This is a genomic window from Janthinobacterium silvisoli (assembly GCF_014200725.1).
In the GTDB taxonomy this organism is placed as follows: domain Bacteria; phylum Pseudomonadota; class Gammaproteobacteria; order Burkholderiales; family Burkholderiaceae_D; genus Janthinobacterium.
The window spans coordinates 38,403-57,764 of sequence record NZ_JACHCL010000006.1; the positions used below are offsets into that span (position 1 = coordinate 38,403).

Consider the following 19,362-nt stretch of genomic DNA (forward strand, 5'->3'; position numbering starts at 1 on the left):
GGGGCGATGGCTGAATGTCATGGTACTTCCTTGTAAAAACGTCTGTTCAAAACAAACAGGGGATGGCGGCGCAATCTGGCCAACCCTCCCCTGCACGCACACTGCTGCGTGAGCAAGCTTTTTTAATGATAGCCTGAAGCGCGCAAATGGCGCAGCAGGGCGTCCGCCGCCACCGCGAAACACCACGGCGCGCTTGAAGCCGGGCGCCAGCAGTTTTCTGAATGTGGGGGACATGCTGGTTCCTCGGTGCGGTGATGAAGCCCCAAAGCAAGCCTTGGGATTAAAACTTAAAACTTGTAGCTGGCCCGCGCATACACAAACCGTCCGCCGCGGCCAAACGGCGCGCGGTTGGCGTACGGCACGGCGCCGGTGGTGTTGAGTGTAGCCGGTACGGCATCGGGATAGATGTCGAACAGGTTGTCGGCGCCAAAGGCCAGCTGGGTCGACTTGGTCAACTCGTAACGGCCTTCCAGGTTGACGATGGTCTTGGGCGAGATCACGAAATCGGTGGCAGCCGTACTGCCAGCCGAAATCGTCTCGCCATAGCGGGTCGCGCTGGCAGTCACGCCGACGTCTTTCAGCTTCCAGTTGACCGACGCGGTCACCTTGTTTTTCGGCTGGCCCCGTTCCAGACCGATCACGTTGGAGCGGCCGAACAGCACCGGTGCAGGATTAAGCGCCGCCAGTTCGGACGTTTCCGGCACACGCGTCACTTCGGTCTTGTTGTAGTTGCCAGCCAGCGTAAAGTCGAAGCGCCCTGCCGCAGCCGCCTTCCATGGCCAATTGACCACTACGTCCAGGCCCCTGGTGTTGGTATCGACACCGTTGATAAAGAAGCGCGCACCGCCCACGCCGGTAAAGCCTTGGCTGGTCAGGTAATTGCGCACGGCGGCCGAGGTCAGATTTTCCGACAGCACGATACGGTTGTCGATATTGATGCGGTAAGCATCGGCAGTCACACTCAGGTCGCCAAAGCGCAGCACCGCGCCGAGCGAGAAGTTGACCGATTTTTCAGCGTCGAGCGGCTTGGCGCCCAATGCCACGGCCGCCGCGTCGTTCGGGCGGAAGGTGGCAATATTGTAGGCCACGCCATCGATAAAGGTCATCGAGGTGGAGGTATAGAACTGCTGCTGCGGCGATGGCGCGCGCAAGCCGTTCTGCACCGAACCGCGCAAGGCAAACGACGGCGTAAAGTCATAGCGGGCGGCGGCCTTGCCGGTCAGGTTGTTGCCGAAATCCGAATAGCGTTCGGCGCGCGCCGCAAACGAGGTCAGCAGTTTTGATGTCAGCTTGGTTTCCAGGTCAACAAACGCGCCCGTCGAATGGCGGCCCTTGTCGATCACATTGTCCGGCGTATAGCCGGGGAAGACCTGCGCGCCGGCTGCCGCTGGCGTGCCGTTAGCCAGCAGCTGGCCGCCGTAGCGGTAGGAATCGGGTTCGCCAGCAAACAGTTGGTAGTTTTCATAGCGCACTTCAGCGCCCACCGCCACGTTCAGCGGCGCCGGCAGGAACGAAACCGGCACCGGGCGCACGGCGGTGAAGTTGGCCGCTACCTGCTGGTAGGCAAAGCCGCCAGCGTCGAACGAGGTCTTGCTGCTTGCGCCTATCGAACGGTTCAGCGAGTCTTCCACCTCGAACGACATCTTGTTGCGACCATAGGTCAGCGACAAGTCGTAGTCCCAACCTTGACCACTCCAGCTGGTGCCGATGGCGCCACTATAGTCATCGACCGTCGGCGCGATGATTGGCAGATAGCCGTTCGGATACACCGACAGGATGTTTTCATCTTGCAGCGGACGGCGGAAGAAACCGGCCGATTCGGTCTCGCGGCGCTGATAACTGGCCCAGCCGTAAATCTTCTGGCCGTCCGCCAGCGTCTGGCCGGCATTGGCAAACAGGGTAGCCTGCTTGAGCTCCGGGTCGCCCGACCAGGTGTCATAGCGGTTGACGGTCAGTTCGCGCGGATCGAAAGCGCCGTTGACCTTGGCATAGAACTGGCGCGTATCGTAGCCGCTGCGCTCGGAGTGCTTCTGCTTTTTCAACTCTGCCGCGACCGTCAGAAAACCGTCTTCGCCCAGGCTGAAGCCTTTCCAGCCGCCCACCGTCAGCGTTTCGCCATCGGTGCGGCTGCGGGTGGTGGGCGCCGTCAGCGCCAGTCCGGCCGGCAGGGTGCCGGGGTTGAAACCGTAGGTGGTATTACGTTCGCCGCCATTGATAAACAGCGCACCGCCGCTGCTGTTTTCACGCAGGCGCATATTGATCACGCCGGCAATGGCGTCGGAGCCATATTGCGCGGCAGCACCGTCGCGCAGCACTTCCACGCTGTTGATGATGCTCGAAGGAATCGTGTTCAAGTCGGCCGACGCCGAACCGCGACCAACCGAGCCATTGACATTGACCAGCGCTGATGAATGGCGGCGCTTGGAGTTGACCAGTACCAGCACCTGGTCTGGCGACAGGCCGCGCAAGGTGACCGGACGTACCGAGTCGGTAGCGTCCACCAGGCCCGGCCGTGGAAAGTTGAGCGCAGGCAGCGCATTGGCCAGCGACTGGCTCAGTTCGGTCACGCCGACATTGTTGAGTGTTTCGGCCGATACCACATCGACCGCCGACGCGGTATCGAGCACCGAACGGTTCGAGACGCGCGTCCCTGTAACGATGATCTGGGTCGCGGCCACGTCGGCAGTGTCGGTTTGTTGCTGTGCGTAGACAGGCGTCTGCATGGCCGCACCAGCGCACAGTACGCCGATTGCATAGCTTAATGGTGTCAGTGGCGTGCGCCGTAAAGAAAACCCTGATTGTTGCTTGCGATTGATGTGCTGAATCCCTGACATGATTGCCTTTCGTTATTGTGTGGCGGCAATATAAAGGCCTGCATATCAAAAAAGAACGAACAATAGCAAATAAGCTTGCGTAAAAATTTCAAATACAAACAATAATTTGGCAGCGATGCGTCGATATATATAAATATATGGCACCAAGCAACGCACGACGCACAAAACGATATCAGTGGCGCAATATGCCGAAAATGCATATAGTTAATTGCCGGTCTCACATTGATCATTCACTCTCGCCTGTCAAAAGGATACGCCATGAAAACCACGCTTACCGCTAGTATCACCGCCACCCTGTTCGCTCTTTGCTGCAGCACGGCAATGGCGGCCGATGCCCCCAAGGCAGCCAACAGCCAGCAATCAAAGATGGCTGCCTGTAACGCCGATGCCAGCGGCAAGAAGGGCGATGAACGCAAGGCGTTCATGAAGGAATGCCTGAGCGCCAAGCCAGCCCCAGCCGTCGCCATGACACAGCAAGACAAGATGAAAGCGTGCAATACCGACGCTGCCGGCAAGAAGGGCGATGAGCGCAAGGCCTTCATGAAAACCTGTTTGAGCGCACCGAAGAAATAAGCGCTGTCGCAACCCAGACCACGCCAGCCGCCGAGCTGGCGTTTTTTATGCACGCTGCTCTCCTCGACCCGGCTGCTACTTCCGGTTAAAACGCAGCTTCCCCATCCCAGCCGGGCTTAGCTTTCCGGCATTTCCGCAACGAAATTCCTACGCTAGAATAGTCCGCTTCTGGCCCCGCCACCTACGCCACCCTCTCTTTTTAAAGCGATTTTCCATGCGTCTGGCTCTTCCTGCTCGTCCACTGCTGCTGACCCTGCTGGCAGCCTTTTTTCCCGCCGTCCATGCAGCACCTTCCGCTACTACGCCAACGCCGATTACACTCGATCAGGCCATGGCCAACCCCGACTGGATAGGTTCGCCTGTCGAGGCGGCATGGTGGGGCTGGAATGGCCAGATTTATTACAAGCAAAAACGCCTGGCCTCGCCTTTGCGCGACACCGTGCACATCTCGGGCGCCAACGCCAAGCTCAATAGCGGCAAGCAGGTCGAGGACAGCCAGCTGGCCAATCTGGATGGCCCGCAAATGGTCTACAACCGGGCCGGCACGCGCGCCATCCTGCTGCGCAATGGCGACCTGTTTGAACGCGACCTGAAAAGTGGCGCACTGACGCAAATCACGCGCGGCGTATTTGGCGTCGGCGACCCGCAATATTCTGCCGACGGCAGCGCCGTGCAATACCGCAGCGGCAATGACTGGTTCAGCTGGAGCCGCGCCGAGCGCCTGAGCGCTCCTGTTGCACTGCTGCGCGCGGTCAAGGACCCAGACGCCAAACCCGACGCCGACAGCCAGCGCGATCTGCAACTGCGTTTGATCGTCAACCTGGCGCGCCAGAAGGAAGACCGCGACACCAATCGCGACCGCCGCCAGGAAGAGCGCCGCGCCGACGCCACGCGCGCGCCCGCACCGATCTACCTGGGCGACAAGGTCACCATTTCCGGCAGCGCTTTGTCGCCGGACGGCCGCTGGCTGCTGTTCGTCACGCAAGACAAGAGTGCCGACAAGGGCAAGGTTGGCAAGCTGGCCCGCTACGTCACGGAAACGGGCTATCCGGAAATCGATGACGAACGCACCCGCGTGGGCCGCAATATGCCGATCGCGCAAAACCTGAAACTGGCTGACCTGCGCAGCGGCACCGTGCGCGAGATCGTTTTCGACAGCCTGCCCGGCATCGCCACCGATCCACTGGCCGCTTTGCGCGTAGAACAAAAACTGCCTGCGCTGAAAGGCAACCGCCCCGTCACGGTCGATGCCCAGCGCGACGGCATCGCCTGGACCGACGACGGCAGCAAGGTCGCCGTGCTGGTGCGCGCGATCGACAACAAGGACCGCTGGATCTCAACCGTCGACCTGGCGAAGGGCGAACTGGTGCCGGCGCACCGCATCAGCGACGTGGCCTGGGTCAACCGCCGCGCCGACGAATTCGGCTGGCTGCCCGACAACGCCACCCTGTGGTATCTGTCCGAGGAAACTGGCTACGCCCATCTATACACGAAGACCGGCGCCGCCCCCGCGCGCGCACTCACCCATGGCAACTGGGAAGTAAGCAATGTGGAATGGAGCCGCGATGGCAAGAACGCTTATTTCGTCTGCAACCCGCAAGCGCCCGGCACCTATGAAGTCTGCGCCACCACCGCGAAAGAGGGTGGCGAGCGTGAAGTGACGTCCTTGAAAGGCGTGGAAAACTTTGGCCTGTCGCCCGACAACAGCAAGCTGCTGGTGCGCTACTCCAGCAGCTATGTGCCGCCGCAACTGGCCACCGTTTCTGTTACGGGCGGCAAGGCAAACCTGCTGACCGATACCCGCAGCGACGCCTTCAAGGCGCGCAACTGGATCATGCCGCAACTGGTGCAAGTACCGTCCACGCATGGCGCAGCGCCGATCTGGGCCAAGCTGTATCGCCCGGCCCAGCTGGAAGCCGGTAAACAATATCCGATCGTGATGTTTGCCCACGGCGCCGGCTATTTGCAGAACGTGACGGAACGCTACCCAGTCTACTTCCGCGAGCAGATGTTCCACAACCTGCTGGTGGAACAAGGTTTTATTGTGCTCGACGTCGATTACCGCGCCTCGCTCGGTTATGGCAGCGCCTGGCGCACGGCCATCTACCGCCAGATGGGCCACCCGGAACTGGAAGACTTCGTCGACGGCGCCAACTGGCTGGCCGCGACGCAGCAAGGCGATATCAAGAACGTGGGCATCTATGGCGGCAGCTATGGCGGCTTCATGAGCCTGATGGCCCTGATGCGCGCACCGGAAGTGTTCAAGTCCGGGGCCGCCCTGCGCCCCGTGACCGACTGGACTACCTACAACCACGAATACACGGCCAATATCCTGAACACGCCGGAACTCGATCCGCAAGCCTACAAGACTTCGTCGCCTATTGAATACGCCGACAAGCTGACCGGCAACCTGCTGATCGCGCACGGCATGATCGACGACAACGTGTTTTACCAGGACTCCGTGCGCCTGTCGCAGCGCCTGATCGAGCTGAAAAAGTCCAAATGGGAAATGGCCAGCTACCCGATGGAACGCCACGGCTTCGTGCAGCCGGAAGCGTGGTATGACGAATACCGCCGTATTGATGAGTTGTTCCAGCGCACCTTGAAGTAATTCTCAAGTAGTTATCAGTAAGAACGATGCCCGCCCCGCGCGGGCATTTTTTTGCCGCGCCCCGTTGCGAATCGTGCTTGCCATTTCCATAAGCGTGGCACATGATGAAGGCATGAAAACACATACCTTCCCTGCCTTGCTGCGCTTTCTATGCGTCGGCACCCTGCTGCTCGCCACCAGCGCCTGCAGCGCCCCCGCGCAAGATTCGGCGACGCCAGCCACGCCAGCGCCAACCCAAGCTGCGCTACAACAACAGATCCAGGCGGAAGTGGGCAACGCCGCGTGCGACTCCACCGCGCAATGCCAAACCATCGCCATCGGCGCCAAGTCCTGCGGCGGCCCGGAAAGCTATCTGGCCTGGTCCAGCAAGAATAATGACGGCAAGAAACTCAAGGCCCTGGCCTACGCACAAGCGGAGGCGCAGCGCAGGCAACAGCAAAACGACGGCATGCTGTCGACCTGCTCCATCATCACCGACCCGGGCGCCAGCTGCGTAGCGGGACGCTGCGAGCTGCAAAAGCCAGGCTTGAATCGCGGCTCGGCTTTATAAGAGTGTCAAAAGAGAAAGCTCTGGCGATCTGTTGCATTTGAACACAAGATCCTCTGGTCAGGTCTGGAGTCTTTCTGTTATAATTCGCCGCCTTGGCCTGGTAGCTCAGTCGGTAGAGCAGAGGATTGAAAATCCTTGTGTCGGTGGTTCGATTCCGCCCCGGGCCACCAAGAATTCAGCAGTACATATCAAAACGCCAACCCTCAGGTTGGCGTTTTTGTTTTTGCCCGTTTATTTCCCTCCCCTCAGCAACACTCCCTCGACTTTTTGTCACCCAGCAAGACAACCAATTGTTGCCGTCCATGCAATGTAGAATGCAGCCGCAGTCCGCAATCTGTACGACCAGCGGCTGGCCACGAGCTAGCCGCTTGCCTTACGTGGCGCCCTTATCGCGCGCCATGACACACACTCTTTGCCTGAGGGAATTGAATGCCTCCTGTTACCACTGCTTTGATCACCAATGATGCTGTCGTCCTCGGTTTGCTGGCCATCACGCTGGGCGCCGTTTTCTGGACGTCGTCGAGAACCACCGGTTTCTGGTCCAGGTTTTATACCTACGTCCCTTCGCTGCTGATGTGTTATCTGATTCCTGCCCTGTTGAACACGGCCGGCATCATCGATGGCAATGCCTCGGCCCTGTATGGCGTGGCACGCGATTATCTGCTGCCGAGCGCCCTGGTTCTGCTGTGTATCGCCATCGATTTCGGCGCCCTGATGCGTTTGGGCCCCAAGGCCATCATCATGTTTTTGACCGGCACCGTGGGGGTGATGCTGGGCGCAGTCGTCGCGTTCGAAGCCTTGCGCCTGATCCATCCAGAAACGGTGGCTGGCGAAACCTGGCGCGGCATGACCACCGTGGCCGGTTCCTGGATAGGTGGCGGCGCCAACCAGGCGGCGATGAAGGAAGTGTTTGAAGTCGACGCCACCCTGTTTGGCCAGTTCGTCGCCGTCGACGTGCTGGTCGCCAATGTCTGGATGGCCGTGCTGCTGTTCATGGCCAGCCGGGCCAAGGCCTTCGACCGCTGGACGGGCGCCGACGTGTCGGCCATCAATGCGCTGAAGGACCGCATCGAAACCTATAAAGCCCAGCATGCGCGCATTCCTGGCCTCAACGATGTGATGATGATACTGGCCATCGGCCTGGGCGCTACCGGCCTGTCGCACTTTTTGGCGGCCCCGACAGTGGCATGGATCGCTACATTGCCAGCCGAATGGCGCTTGCAGGATTACAGCCTGACCTCCGGCTTCTTCTGGATCGTCGTGCTGGCCACCACCATCGGCTTGCTGCTGAGCTTTACTAGGGCGCGCAGCCTGGAAGGCGCGGGCGCCTCGACCATTGGTTCAGCCATGCTGTACATACTGGTCGCCACCATCGGCATGCACATGGATCTCAAGGCGCTGTTCGACAAACCTTTCCTGTTCCTGCTGGGCTTGATCTGGATCGCCGTGCATGGCGGCCTGATGCTGCTGGTGGCAAAGCTGATACGCGCGCCGCTATTCTTCATGGCCGTCGGCTCGCAAGCCAATATCGGCGGCGCCGCTTCGGCTCCCGTAGTCGCCAGCGCTTTCCATCCGGCACTGGCTCCCGTCGGCGTGCTGCTGGCCGTGCTCGGTTATGCGCTGGGCACCTATGGCGCTTACATCACGGGCTTGCTGCTGCGCTCGCTGGCAACTTAGAGCAGTCGGGCGGCGTTGCCGAAGACGCCGCCTATGCGCTTTACCGCACAGAAAGCCCGGCCGCATCGGCCTACCCTGTTCTTATTAAAACAGGGAGACGCTCATGCTGACGATTATTCTGATGGCGATAGTGCTGATTGTGCTTTGCCTGATTGCACTGTTTGCCATCGCCCCCCTGCGCCGTGCGCTCATCACGCCACATGTGCTCGCACTATTCAAGCGCATTCTGCCCAGCATGTCCGATACCGAACGCGATGCGCTCGAAGCGGGCACCACCTGGTGGGATGCGGACCTGTTTTCCGGCCAGCCCGACTGGCCCAAACTGCTGGCCCATAGCGGCCCTGTGCTCACCGCCGAGGAACGCCACTTTCTCGACCATGATGTCGATCAATTGTGCGACATGGTCAATGACTGGGACACCCAGCAAGGGCAAGACTTGCCGCCGCAAGCCTGGTCCTATATCAAGCAGCAAGGCTTTCTGGGCATGATCATTCCGAAGCAATATGGCGGCAAGGAGTTTTCCGCGTATATGCATTCGCAAGTGGTGATGAAACTGTCGACGCGCTGCTCGGCGCTGGCCGTCACCGTGATGGTGCCCAATTCGCTGGGACCGGCCGAACTGCTGCTGCACTATGGCACCGAAGAACAGAAAAACCATTATTTGCCGCGCTTGGCGGCCGGCCTGGAAATTCCCTGCTTTGCGCTGACCAGCCCATATGCGGGTTCCGATGCGGCGGCGATTCCCGACCACGGCGTGGTCTGCATGGGCGAGCATGAAGGACGGTCCACCGTAGGCATACGCCTGACCTGGAACAAGCGCTACATCACCCTGGCGCCGGTGGCCACCTTGCTGGGACTGGCATTCAATACCAGCGACCCCGACCGTCTGTTATCCGACGATGCCGCGCCCGGCATCACGTGCGCGCTGATCCCCGCCAGCCACGACGGCGTGGTGATCGGCCGTCGCCATCATCCGCTCAATGCGGTCTTCCAGAATGGCCCCACTTCCGGCAAGGATGTGTTTATTCCTATCGAGTGGGTGATCGGCGGCAAGGCACAAGTGGGCAAGGGCTGGCGCATGCTGATGGAATGCCTGGCGGCCGGGCGCGCCATTTCGCTCCCCTCATCCAGCGTGGGCATGGCCAAGATGGCCGTGCGTGGCACCAGCGCGTATGCGGCAGTGCGGCGCCAGTTCAATATGCCGATCGGCAAGTTCGAAGGCGTGCAGGAAGCGCTGGCGCGCATGGGCGCCAATTTGTACCTGATGGATGCGGCGCGCAGGCTGTCGGCGCGGGCCGTCGACCTGGGTGAAAAGCCGGCCGTGATTTCCGCCATCGTCAAATACCACGTCACCGAACGGGGGCGAGCGCTTGTCAACGATGGCATGGATATCCTGGGTGGCAAGGGCATCTGCATCGGCCCCAATAATTTCCTGGCCAACGCTTACCAGCAAATCCCGATTGCCATCACGGTCGAAGGCGCCAATATACTCACCCGCAGCCTGATCATCTTTGGCCAGGGCGCCATCCGCGCCCACCCGTATGTGCTCAAGGAAATGGCCGCCGTCAAGGAAACTGACCACCGCAAAGCCCTGCAAGACTTCGACCAGGCATTCTTTGGCCACGTCGGCTTTGTGTTTGGCAACATTGCACGGGGACTCTGGTATGGCCTGGGCGGCTGGCGGCTGGCCGCCGCACCCGAGACCAGCGCGCCCGAACTGGCACCCTATTACCGCTCCCTCACGCGCTTGTCGACCGCCTTCGCCGTGATGACCGATATGGCGATGTTTGTGCTCGGCGGCGAACTCAAGCGGCGCGAACGGATTTCTGCGCGCCTCGGCGATGTGCTGTCGCAGCTGTACCTGGGTTCGGCCGTACTGAAACGTTACGAAGATGATGGACGGCCCCAGGCCGACCTGCCCTATGTCCACTGGGCGCTGCAAGACACGCTGCTCAAGGCGCAACAAGGCTTGAGTGGCGTGCTGGACAATTTTCCCGCGCGGGGACTGGCAGTCTTGCTGCGCGTCTGGCTGTTTCCTTTTGGCCTGCCGCATCGCCCACCTTCCGATGAGTTGGGCAGCGCCGTAACGCAAGCCATGCAAACACCGGGCGCCGACCGCGAACGCCTGCTGGCCGATTGTTACGTAGCCAACGATGCGGGCGATTCCTTGGCCCGCGGCGAAATGGCGCTGGACTTGCTGTCCCAGGTCGTGGCCATCGAAAAACGCCTGAAGGATACACCGCAAGGCGCGGCCCTCAGGCATCTGCCACAAAGCGTATCGGCCATGCAGGAGTGGCTGAGCGCGGCGGCAGCGGCGGGTTCGATCAGCTGCCAGGAGCACAATACCTTGCTGGAATTTACACGCCTGGTCGACGCAGCGATTCAGGTCGACGATTTTCCACCACAGACATCGCAGCAGCCAGCGGACACCGGCGTGCTGAAACCTGTTCTGGATGAGCATCGCCTGGCCAGCGAAAGGCATGGCGTCGAGGCTTGATCAAGCTGACAGTTCCTCGACCAGGAAATCGATAAAGCGCCGCACCCTCGGCTCCAGCAGCCGCCGGGTCGGGTAGATGGTGACGATTTTCACTTCGTCGAGCGGCAGCTCTGGCAACACCTGCTGCAAGCGCCCGGCCTGCAGGTCGCCAGCGACCAGGAAATCGGGCAGCAGCGCGATGCCGTCACCGGCCAGCACCGCATCGCGGATGGCGTCGCCGCTATCGAGGCGCAAACGGCTGCGTCCAGGCAACTTGCCCGTGCTGTCGTCGCCGAAGATCCGCCAGGGTTGGCGGCGGTTGCGGCTGCTGAAGATCAAACAATCGTGTCCGGCCAACGCATCGCTGTCGAGCGGCAGCCCTCGCTCCGCCAGGTAAGTGGGGGACGCACACAGCACAGCCTGGTGGCGGGCAAGCACGCGCGACACCAGCCGCGTATCGGGCGGGGCTTCACCGATGCGTATCGCCAGGTCAAATCCTTCTTCGACGATATCGGCCTGGCGGTCCGTGAAACTGACTTCGGCCTGCAGCTCGGGCCAGGCGGCCAGATAGCGGCGCAGCAGCGGCAGGATCACCAGGCGGCCGTAAGCATCGGGCAAGGTCAGCCGCAGCACGCCACGCGGCGTGCCACCACCCGCCCCCACAGCCACGCTGGACTCAGCCTCGTCGACGGCCGCCAGGATCTGCAAGCCCCGCTCATAAAAAACGCGGCCTTCATCGGTCAGGCTCAAAGCCCTGGTCGTGCGGTGCAGCAGGCGCACGCCCAGCCGTTCTTCCAGCCGGTGCACAGCCTTGCCGGCAGCCGAGCGGCTCAAGCCCATGGCCGTGCCGCCCGCAATAAAACTGCCTTCATCGACCACAGCCATGAAGACGAGAATTTCGTTCAGGTTCGCGCGCAGCATACGTTCATGTCTCTTTCTCCAGCGCCAGGCCAGCCACTATATCCACAGCAATGAGGATGCTTGATCCCCTCTGTGTCGCCCTCCGTTCGCCTATTTTCTGGCGATGGCTCGCTATACTTTTCCCACTTCGCCAATCTCCGGCCGAGCATGACAACAGAGGGAAAACAGCATGACACAAACAGCCACCACCTACAATCACGGCGTTTCCTGGGAAGAGCAATTCGGCGTCACCCAAGGCTACAGCATCAACGGCACCATCTATATTTCCGGCCAATTCTCGCATGACATGCAGGGCGCTTTCGTCGGCGAACACGACTTCGATCTGCAAGCACGCACCACCCTGGAAAACCTCGACCGCGTATTGGCCGGCTTCAATGTGGGACGTACGCAAATCGCGGAAATGGTGATCTACCTCGCCAACCCCGCCGAACATTTCCAGCCCTGCGTAGAACTGTTCAAGCAATACGTGGGCGATCATCGCCCGGCCGCCACCCTGATCGGCGTGTCCGGCCTGGCCTTCCCGCATCAGTTGATCGAGATACGCGCCGTGGCGCATGCGGGCTGATCTGCTGCCCTGTCACAAGGTATGGCGGTGCTGCTGGAACCGCTGGTCAGGAGTAACCATCGGTATGCGCTGACCGGCATCATCCAACAAGATACAAGCACCTGAACAACGCCCAGCCCACCTGCTGGCGTTTTGTTTTTCAGTCGTTATTTGCACCAGACCAATCCTGTTTTTCTGCGAAAAATATTCCTGCGATACTGCATTAAAAAACAGCAGAAAATTCTCCAAACCAAATTTTCGCACCATTTTTGTGCAAAATCTGAGAAGATATATGCTCAAATCAGCAATTAACTCTAGGGAATTTTGATGAAATACGCATCTGCTCACGAGTATGTCCAGCAAGTCGCCGCGCGCAATCCAGGCCAGCCCGAGTTTCTGCAAGCCGTCACCGAAGTCATGGAGAGCTTGTGGCCATTCCTGGAACAGCATCCGAAATACGCGGAACAAGGCTTGCTGGAACGACTGGTCGAGCCGGAACGCGTGGTGATGTTCCGCGTGTCGTGGGTGGACGATCATGGGCAGGTGCAAGTCAATCGCGGTTATCGCATTCAGCACAGCATGGCCATCGGACCGTACAAGGGCGGCATCCGTTTTCACCCATCCGTGACCCTGTCGGTGCTGAAATTCCTGGCGTTTGAGCAAACCTTCAAGAATGCGCTGACCACCTTGCCCATGGGTGGTGGCAAGGGCGGTTCGGACTTCGATCCCAAGGGCAAGAGCCAGGGCGAGGTGATGCGCTTTTGCCAGGCCTTTGTCAGCGAACTGTTCCGCCATGTGGGTGCGGACACGGACGTGCCGGCAGGCGATATCGGCGTGGGCGGACGCGAGGTCGGCTATATGGCTGGCATGATGAAAAAGCTCAGCAACCGTGCCGACTGCGTATTTACGGGCAAGGGCGCCAGCTTTGGAGGTTCCTTGATGCGGCCGGAAGCGACCGGTTACGGTACCGTGTATTTTGCCCAGGAAATGTTAAAGACGCGGGGACGCTCGTTCGAAGGCATGCGCGTATCCGTCTCCGGCTCGGGCAACGTGGCGCAATATGCGGTGGAAAAAGCCATGGCCATGGGCGCGCGCGTGCTCACCCTGTCAGACTCCAGCGGCACCATCATCGACGAAGAAGGTTTTACGCCGGCCAAGCTGGCCATTTTGATGGAGGTCAAAAACCACCTGTATGGCCGTGTCAGCGATTACGCCGAACGCACCGGCGTACGTTTCGAAGCCGGTGTATCGCCATGGCATGTGCCAGTCGATATCGCCCTGCCCTGCGCCACGCAAAATGAATTGACCATCGATGATGCGCGCACCCTGATCGCCAATGGCGTCGTCTGCGTAGCCGAAGGCGCCAACATGCCCACCACCATCGAGGCAGCCAAGGCATTCGAGGTAGCCGGCGTTTTATACGCGCCGGGCAAGGCCAGCAACGCGGGCGGCGTGGCCACCTCGGGACTGGAAATGAGCCAGAACGCAGCCCGTATCGCGTGGCCCAGCGAAGAAGTCGACGCGCGCCTGCTGCAAATCATGCAGGGCATCCATGCTGCCTGCAAACAATACGGCACGCGCGCCGATGGCACGGTCAGCTATGTCGATGGCGCCAATATTGCGGGCTTTGTTAAGGTCGCCGATGCCATGCTGGCACAAGGCGTCATTTAAGGTGGCCAATCGCGCGACGTCTTTGACGTTGGGTTATCACCTTAAAACTAACGACACCTAACAAAACCGTAGCGAGCGGAAGAGAGAGGTGGCTAAGAAGCGCAACCGTACTTTAGTACGGTGAGCATCGCAGGCTACCTATATCAACGCGCAGTAGGTTTTGTTAGGTGTCTACGATATCTCAGGCTTCATCAGACTCTTGCGGCTGATGGTACGCCCCGATACCATAAACTCGCCATTGCCCCGGTAATGCAGGGTTTCGGGCAGCTTGGGCGAGGTGGCCACGTGGGCTTTCACGCATTCCAGGATGAAGAAGCCACCGCGCGGATTACCGGCCACCTGCGCCAGCTTGCATTCAAAGTTGGCGTAGCATTCGGCGATCAGCGGTGCGCTCACCTGTTCGGCCGGCTGTGCCGTCAAGCCGAAGGCGCTAAATTTATCCGTGTCTTCACCGCTGCAATTTCCTATCGCCACTACCTGGTCGACCATGTCTGCCGTGGGCAGGTTGATCACGCACTCCATGCTGCGCTTGATCATTTCATGGCTATGGTTCGCGTCGGAAATAAAGCAGCCCAGTAACGATGGCGTAAATTCCATCAGCATATGCCAACCCATGGTCATGATGTCGCTCTCCCCCTTCCAGCTTGAACTGACCAGCACGACGGGGCCAGGCTCCAGGAAGCGCCGGATATCGGCGACAGGATAATCTTCTTTGTGATAATTTTTCATGCCGTCTCCGTGGACTGTCTACGCCATAGCATAGACCAATGGCGGCCAGTTGGTCGCGCGGATGGCGCAGCGCTTGCGCCCCATCCATGTTGCGATTTGTGCAGTTCGTCGCAAATTTCTTTCACGCGAAGAAGTTGCACCCTAGAATACACTTATCAACAACTCAAGGAAATCGCCATGCGCCGTCTAGCCCTGTTTGCTGCCTTGTCCCTTGCATTCTTTAGCCCCGCCCATGCCGGCGAACAAACGCGCGTAGTCGGCGCCTTCAATGCGATCGATATCCGTGGCCCCATCAGTATCGAGATCGAGTCGGGCAAGGAGCAGAGCCTGACCTTGCGCGGCGATCAACAATTTCTCAGCGGCGTGATCACGGAAGTGGTCGATGGCGAGCTGAAAATTTCGATGAAGGACAAGAACATCAAGAAGACCGAGGGCGACCCGCGCATCATCGTCACCGTACCGGCCTTGCGCAAGCTGATCGCCGAAGGTGCGGGTGAAAAAATCCTGACCAAACTCAGTGGTCCCCGGGTCGATATCAGCTACAAGGGCGCCGGACGCTTGAGCGCCGATGGCCAGGTGGACTGGCTGCGCCTGAAGGCGCAAGGCGTGGGCGAAGTCGATACCAAGGCTTTATTGGCGAAAAACGTCGATGTCAATTTCGACGGCATCGGTTCCGTGAAAGTGTATTCCTCGGGTGAGTTGAATGCCGTAGTGCGCGGCATGGGCGAGCTGGTGTATTACGGCAAGCCAAAGATCGTGCACAGGTCGATCAGCGGCATCGGCAGTGTCACCGCTGCCAAATAGGCGATGGCCATGCCGCACGAATCCACCGATGCGCTGGTGCTGCGCGAAGATGATGGTCATCTGGTCACCTTGCGCCTGAACCGCCCTTCGCAGTTCAATGCCCTCTCTAACGCCATGCTGGCCGCGCTGCAGGCCGAACTGGACACCATCGCGCAGCAGCCGAATGTACGCTGCGTGGTGCTGGCCGCAGAGGGCAAGGCTTTTTGCGCGGGCCACGACCTGCGCGAAATGCAGGCCACGCGCCGCCTCGATTATTATCAAGCCCTGTTTGCGCAATGCTCGCGCGTGATGTTAGCCATCCAGGCGCTGCCCGTGCCCGTGATCGCCAGGGTACACGGCATCGCCACGGCAGCCGGCTGCCAGCTCGTTGCCAGTTGCGACCTGGCGGTGGCGGGCGAAGCGGCCCGCTTTGCCGTATCCGGTATCAACGTGGGCTTGTTCTGCGCCACGCCATCGGTGGCCCTGTCGCGCAATGTGTCGCCCAAGCGGGCCTTCGAGATGCTGGTGACGGGCCGCTTCATCGATGCCGCCACGGCCGCCGACTGGGGCCTGATCAACAGCGCCGTGGCTGACGACGCGCTCGACGATGCGGTCGCGCAACTGGCCCGCAGCATCGTGGAAAAAAGCCCGACCGCCGTGCGCTATGGCAAGGCGATGTTTTACCGCCAGCGGCAACTGGCCCTCCATGACGCTTATGCCTGCGCGGGCGACGTCATGGCCCACAATATGATGGAAGAAGATGCCGATGAAGGCATCAACGCGTTTCTGGAAAAGCGGCCGCCTGCCTGGCGGCCGCGCTGAACACCGCAGCTATCGCGCCAGCACCGGCTTGCTGGCGCGCGCATTGCGCAACAGGGGCACGGGATCGGTGGTGTCGACCTCGATCACGGTCAGCCCCTGCAGCATACCCGCCACCTGATACCCAAGCGCGCCCAGGTAACGCTTGCCAGGCGCCAGGCCGGACCAGGACAACGCGACGGATGCCGTGCCGCCGAGGTAGGCGGTGCCCGGCATCAGCGCCTTGAAATTGCCTCCGCTCAGGCCAGGCGCCAGCACCCACGACGACAAGGTGTAGTCGGCGCGGCCGTCCTGCGGCGCATAGCCGATCAGGCAAACGCGGTAGGTACCCGCCGGCGGCAAGCGCAGCTCCACCTGTTCGTTCGAGCCTTCATTGCCGCTGCTGCCCACCAGTTCACCGGCGGCGTTGTACACCTCCATGTCGATATCGGTGTTTTCGCCACCCGTAGTGTCGTCATCGTAGGTGGCAAAACGCGCCGCCAGGGTGCCGGCCGGGATGAGCACATCATGCACGTTCACGCCCGCCGCGCCGCCCGTGGTGCAACTGCCTGACGCCGTATTGTTGTCAGCCTGGCCGATGGAACGTGTTTCGCGTACCGCTGCCAGCAAGCCTGATTTGACGGCGACCAGCGGTCCGGAAAAGCCCGTGCCCAGGGTCAGTATCTTGCTGCCCGTGAGCGCTACGCTGCCGACCAGCGGCGAGACGGCCAATACGCTGCCACGCGCCGTGAGCGGACTGCGCACGGTATGCACACCATCGCTCCAGCTCAGGGCGCCATACACCCAGGTATCGACCGGTGCCGTGGTGCGCGCCAGCCTGACTTGAAACTGCGCGCTGGCTCCCGGCGCCAGCGACAAGCTGGCCGGCGTGACCTGCACGCTAAAACCTGGCAAGCTGGCCGAGGCGTTGTAGACGGCGCTGCCGGTCCCCACATTGGTCACCGTGCGTTGCAAGGTCAACGCGCCCAGCACGTCGGCCGCCGTCAGCGACGCCAGGTTCAGGTTGTAGGGTGCGATGATGCCGGTGGCGCTGCAATCGGCCGAATACGGCGTGCGGAGATTCAAGCCGCACAGGAAGCGCGCATAATCAAGCTCCCCCGCGTCATACACCAGACCGGGATCACTGGCGCCATTGGGCGCGATATGGCCGGCGCCCTGCCCCCATGGCAACTGGCCTGAATTTTTCGCCGTAGTATCCCATGGCAGGCTGCCGTTCAAGCCGTCAGCATAGGTGCCGTACGCGGTCGTCATCAGCGCCGACTTGATGGCTGCCGGCGACCAGTCCGGGTGCTGCTGGCGCAGCAGCGCCGCCACGCCCGCCACGTGCGGGCTGGCCATCGAGGTGCCCGTATAAAAATCCCATTCCACCACGGGCGCCACGCCACCAGCCGCCACCGCATCGCGCTGGGCCTGGGTCAGGTCGGCCGATACGGCCGCCAGGATATTCGTGCCGGGCGCCGACAGGTCGGGTTTCAGGATATTCGCATTGGCCACATTCGGCCCGCGCGAAGAACTGCCGTTGACGATGGGCGCCAGCACGCTGGTGTCGGCAATCGCATGCACTTCGCCCAAGGCCGCCGTCGCCGAGGGCGTGGCAGCCATATAAGCCTTCAGGGTCTCGGCCTGGACCAGCGCCAGCTGCACGGTCGACAGCGCATACGATTGGTTGACCAGGTTGGTGGCGCCGCCCGCCACGTTGGCGATGACCACGCCGACGGCGCCCGCCGATTCAGCATTCGTGCTCTTGTTGATGAGAATATTCGCGCCCCGGTCGCACACCAGCACCTTGCCCGCCACCTTGGCCGGATCGAGATAAGCCGGGCTGCCATCGGCATCGCCAAAGCAGCGCAGCAGGTTGATATCGGTAGTCGCCACGCCAGGCAGGCCCGCATCGCGCGCGCGTATCAGCGGCGAGAGCAGTGTATTCGCATTGCTCGATGCGCCTTCCAGCCGGCGGCCATCGCCAAGGATGACATAACCCACATACAGGCGGTTGTGGGTGGAGTTGGCCATCGTCGCCAGCCAGGGGCTGATGTGCGACACTGGCGCTTGTGTATCGGGCGGCAGCGTGGATGGGCCTGAGTTCCCTCCGGAGGTGGCTACGAACACGCCCGCGCTGGCCGCGCCCAGGAAGGCCTGCTCGGTTGGCTCATCGAAGGCGCCGCCGCCAGCATTCGGGCCAATCGAGAAATTGATGACGTTAACGCCATCCTTCACGGCCTGGTCGATGGCGGCCACGCTGTCGGCCGTGGCGCAGCCATTGCGGCCCGTCGATGCCGCCGTCCAGCAGACTTTATACACGGCCAGGCGCGCGCGCGGCGCCATGCCCGACACCGCCCCCAGCGCCACGCCGTCTACGCTGGCCACCACGCCATGATTGCCGCCCGCGGTGGACGCCGTATGCGAGCCATGGCCGCCGTGTCCCGTGGCGCCGGCCACGGAATCGCGCGGCGAACGGAACTCCGTCCAGTGCAGCGCCGCGCCGGACACGCGGTAGTAGCGCGCGCCGATCAGCTTATTGTTGCAGTTGCTGGCACTAAAACCTTCGCCCGCCTGGCAGATGCCTTGCCAATTGGCAGGCGGTGGGCCATACACCACATTGCTGCCACTATGGCTGGGCAATCCATTGTCGTCGAGGCGGTCGGCAAAAGAAGGGTTTTCGGGCCAGATACCGGAATCGACGATGCCGATGATGATGTCTTCGCCGGCATGCGCCGTGCCTCCCAGCTGATCCCACAGGCCACCTGGCTGGGTCAAGCCAAGGAAGGTAGGCGTGTAGCTGGTGTCGACCTGCAGAATATTGTCGGCGCTGATGTTGGCCACGCCGCCATTTTTCTTCAAGGCCCGCACTTCGTCATCCGTCAGCAGGGCTGAAAAACCGTTGAAGACCACGTTGTAGCGGTGCGTGACGGCGGCGGCCGGCACGCTACTGACGACAGCTGCCTGGCGGCTATCCAGATAAACCAGGTACGCCTGCACATCGGCAGCGCCCACGTTAAGGCGCGCTCCCGGCGCGGGCTTCGTGGCGGCCAGGCCAGCGAGCTGGCCTGCGTAGCTGGCGGCCGGTTTGTCGATCAATTGCACGATATACGAGCGGCGTTCCTGTGACTGCGCCGACTGTGCCAGGCTGAAGACCAGCAGGCAAATGGCCAGCGAAATGGGATGGCGTATCAT

General features: G+C 61.1%; 14 protein-coding genes and 1 tRNA gene. 10 read left to right on the forward strand and 5 right to left on the reverse strand.

What is annotated here, in order from left to right; translation table 11 throughout:
- Positions 1–287: 287 nt before the first annotated feature.
- Positions 288–2,723: a TonB-dependent receptor plug domain-containing protein gene (locus HDE75_RS21870; RefSeq protein ID WP_183680461.1), complete on the reverse strand. Its 2,436-nt coding sequence runs from the start codon at positions 2,721–2,723 to the stop codon at positions 288–290.
- A 432-nt stretch (positions 2,724–3,155) separates the two neighbouring features.
- Between HDE75_RS21870 and HDE75_RS21875 the strand changes: the two genes are divergently transcribed.
- The 6 genes from HDE75_RS21875 to HDE75_RS21900 all read left to right on the forward strand — a co-directional run bounded on the left by HDE75_RS21875 (position 3,156) and on the right by HDE75_RS21900 (position 10,742).
- Positions 3,156–3,407 carry a PsiF family protein gene (locus tag HDE75_RS21875; RefSeq protein WP_260174271.1) on the forward strand — a complete coding sequence of 84 codons (252 nt, stop codon included), beginning with the start codon at positions 3,156–3,158 and terminating at the stop codon, positions 3,405–3,407.
- Positions 3,408–3,621: 214 nt separating this feature from the next.
- A complete protein-coding gene (locus HDE75_RS21880; protein WP_183680466.1) occupies positions 3,622–6,018 on the forward strand; it encodes a S9 family peptidase in 2,397 nt (798 codons plus the stop codon).
- Between the two features lie 112 nt (positions 6,019–6,130).
- Complete coding sequence (locus HDE75_RS21885; protein ID WP_183680468.1) at positions 6,131–6,568, forward strand: hypothetical protein; 438 nt, start codon at positions 6,131–6,133, stop codon at positions 6,566–6,568.
- A gap of 94 nt (positions 6,569–6,662) precedes the next feature.
- A tRNA-Phe gene (locus tag HDE75_RS21890) sits at positions 6,663–6,738 on the forward strand.
- A 259-nt stretch (positions 6,739–6,997) separates the two neighbouring features.
- The gene (locus tag HDE75_RS21895; RefSeq protein ID WP_183680470.1) at positions 6,998–8,245 is read left to right on the forward strand and encodes a DUF819 family protein; all 1,248 of its coding nucleotides are present in this window, start codon (positions 6,998–7,000) and stop codon (positions 8,243–8,245) included.
- A 103-nt stretch (positions 8,246–8,348) separates the two neighbouring features.
- Complete coding sequence (locus HDE75_RS21900) at positions 8,349–10,742, forward strand: acyl-CoA dehydrogenase (protein WP_183680472.1); 2,394 nt, start codon at positions 8,349–8,351, stop codon at positions 10,740–10,742.
- Here HDE75_RS21900 and HDE75_RS21905 read toward each other — a convergent pair whose 3' ends face one another.
- Entirely contained in the window at positions 10,743–11,642 is a 900-nt protein-coding gene (locus tag HDE75_RS21905; RefSeq protein ID WP_183680474.1) for a LysR family transcriptional regulator, read from the reverse strand.
- A gap of 169 nt (positions 11,643–11,811) precedes the next feature.
- On the opposite strand from HDE75_RS21905, the gene HDE75_RS21910 reads away from it, so the two are divergent.
- Complete coding sequence (locus HDE75_RS21910; RefSeq protein WP_183680476.1) at positions 11,812–12,207, forward strand: RidA family protein; 396 nt, start codon at positions 11,812–11,814, stop codon at positions 12,205–12,207.
- A gap of 12 nt (positions 12,208–12,219) precedes the next feature.
- Here the strand turns inward: HDE75_RS21910 and HDE75_RS21915 are convergent, their stop codons facing one another.
- The gene (locus HDE75_RS21915; protein ID WP_183753039.1) at positions 12,220–12,435 is read right to left on the reverse strand and encodes a hypothetical protein; all 216 of its coding nucleotides are present in this window, start codon (positions 12,433–12,435) and stop codon (positions 12,220–12,222) included.
- Positions 12,436–12,513: 78 nt separating this feature from the next.
- Here HDE75_RS21915 and gdhA point away from each other — a divergent pair, with 78 nt between their 5' ends.
- On the forward strand, positions 12,514–13,857 hold the full coding sequence (gene gdhA, locus HDE75_RS21920; protein WP_183680480.1) for an NADP-specific glutamate dehydrogenase: 1,344 nt from the start codon (positions 12,514–12,516) through the stop codon (positions 13,855–13,857).
- A 171-nt stretch (positions 13,858–14,028) separates the two neighbouring features.
- Here the strand turns inward: gdhA and HDE75_RS21925 are convergent, their stop codons facing one another.
- Positions 14,029–14,586 (reverse strand): flavin reductase family protein, encoded by a 558-nt coding sequence (locus tag HDE75_RS21925; RefSeq protein ID WP_183680482.1) that lies wholly within the window; start codon positions 14,584–14,586, stop codon positions 14,029–14,031.
- A 177-nt stretch (positions 14,587–14,763) separates the two neighbouring features.
- Here HDE75_RS21925 and HDE75_RS21930 point away from each other — a divergent pair, with 177 nt between their 5' ends.
- Both HDE75_RS21930 and HDE75_RS21935 read left to right on the forward strand, forming a co-directional pair.
- Positions 14,764–15,390, forward strand: a complete 627-nt coding sequence (locus tag HDE75_RS21930; RefSeq protein ID WP_183680484.1) for a GIN domain-containing protein — start codon at positions 14,764–14,766, stop codon at positions 15,388–15,390.
- 9 nt (positions 15,391–15,399) lie between these two features.
- A complete protein-coding gene (locus HDE75_RS21935; protein ID WP_409254931.1) occupies positions 15,400–16,191 on the forward strand; it encodes an enoyl-CoA hydratase in 792 nt (263 codons plus the stop codon).
- A 9-nt stretch (positions 16,192–16,200) separates the two neighbouring features.
- Here HDE75_RS21935 and HDE75_RS21940 read toward each other — a convergent pair whose 3' ends face one another.
- Positions 16,201–19,362 (reverse strand): S8 family peptidase, encoded by a 3,162-nt coding sequence (locus HDE75_RS21940; protein ID WP_183680488.1) that lies wholly within the window; start codon positions 19,360–19,362, stop codon positions 16,201–16,203.

Excerpts from the sequence above, each read along its gene's own strand:
- HDE75_RS21940 (WP_183680488.1), bottom strand. The coding sequence starts at position 19,362 with ATGATACGCCATCCCATTTCGCTGGCCATTTGCCTGCTGGTCTTCAGC.
- HDE75_RS21905 (WP_183680474.1), bottom strand. The coding sequence starts at position 11,642 with ATGCTGCGCGCGAACCTGAACGAAATTCTCGTCTTCATGGCTGTGGTC.
- HDE75_RS21880 (WP_183680466.1), top strand. The coding sequence starts at position 3,622 with ATGCGTCTGGCTCTTCCTGCTCGTCCACTGCTGCTGACCCTGCTGGCA.
- HDE75_RS21930 (WP_183680484.1), top strand. The coding sequence starts at position 14,764 with ATGCGCCGTCTAGCCCTGTTTGCTGCCTTGTCCCTTGCATTCTTTAGC.
- HDE75_RS21875 (WP_260174271.1), top strand. The coding sequence starts at position 3,156 with ATGGCGGCCGATGCCCCCAAGGCAGCCAACAGCCAGCAATCAAAGATG.
- HDE75_RS21900 (WP_183680472.1), top strand. The coding sequence starts at position 8,349 with ATGCTGACGATTATTCTGATGGCGATAGTGCTGATTGTGCTTTGCCTG.
- HDE75_RS21885 (WP_183680468.1), top strand. The coding sequence starts at position 6,131 with ATGAAAACACATACCTTCCCTGCCTTGCTGCGCTTTCTATGCGTCGGC.
- HDE75_RS21895 (WP_183680470.1), top strand. The coding sequence starts at position 6,998 with ATGCCTCCTGTTACCACTGCTTTGATCACCAATGATGCTGTCGTCCTC.
- HDE75_RS21925 (WP_183680482.1), bottom strand. The coding sequence starts at position 14,586 with ATGAAAAATTATCACAAAGAAGATTATCCTGTCGCCGATATCCGGCGC.
- HDE75_RS21935 (WP_409254931.1), top strand. The coding sequence starts at position 15,400 with ATGCCGCACGAATCCACCGATGCGCTGGTGCTGCGCGAAGATGATGGT.
- HDE75_RS21910 (WP_183680476.1), top strand. The coding sequence starts at position 11,812 with ATGACACAAACAGCCACCACCTACAATCACGGCGTTTCCTGGGAAGAG.
- HDE75_RS21870 (WP_183680461.1), bottom strand. The coding sequence starts at position 2,723 with ATGCAGACGCCTGTCTACGCACAGCAACAAACCGACACTGCCGACGTG.
- gdhA (WP_183680480.1), top strand. The coding sequence starts at position 12,514 with ATGAAATACGCATCTGCTCACGAGTATGTCCAGCAAGTCGCCGCGCGC.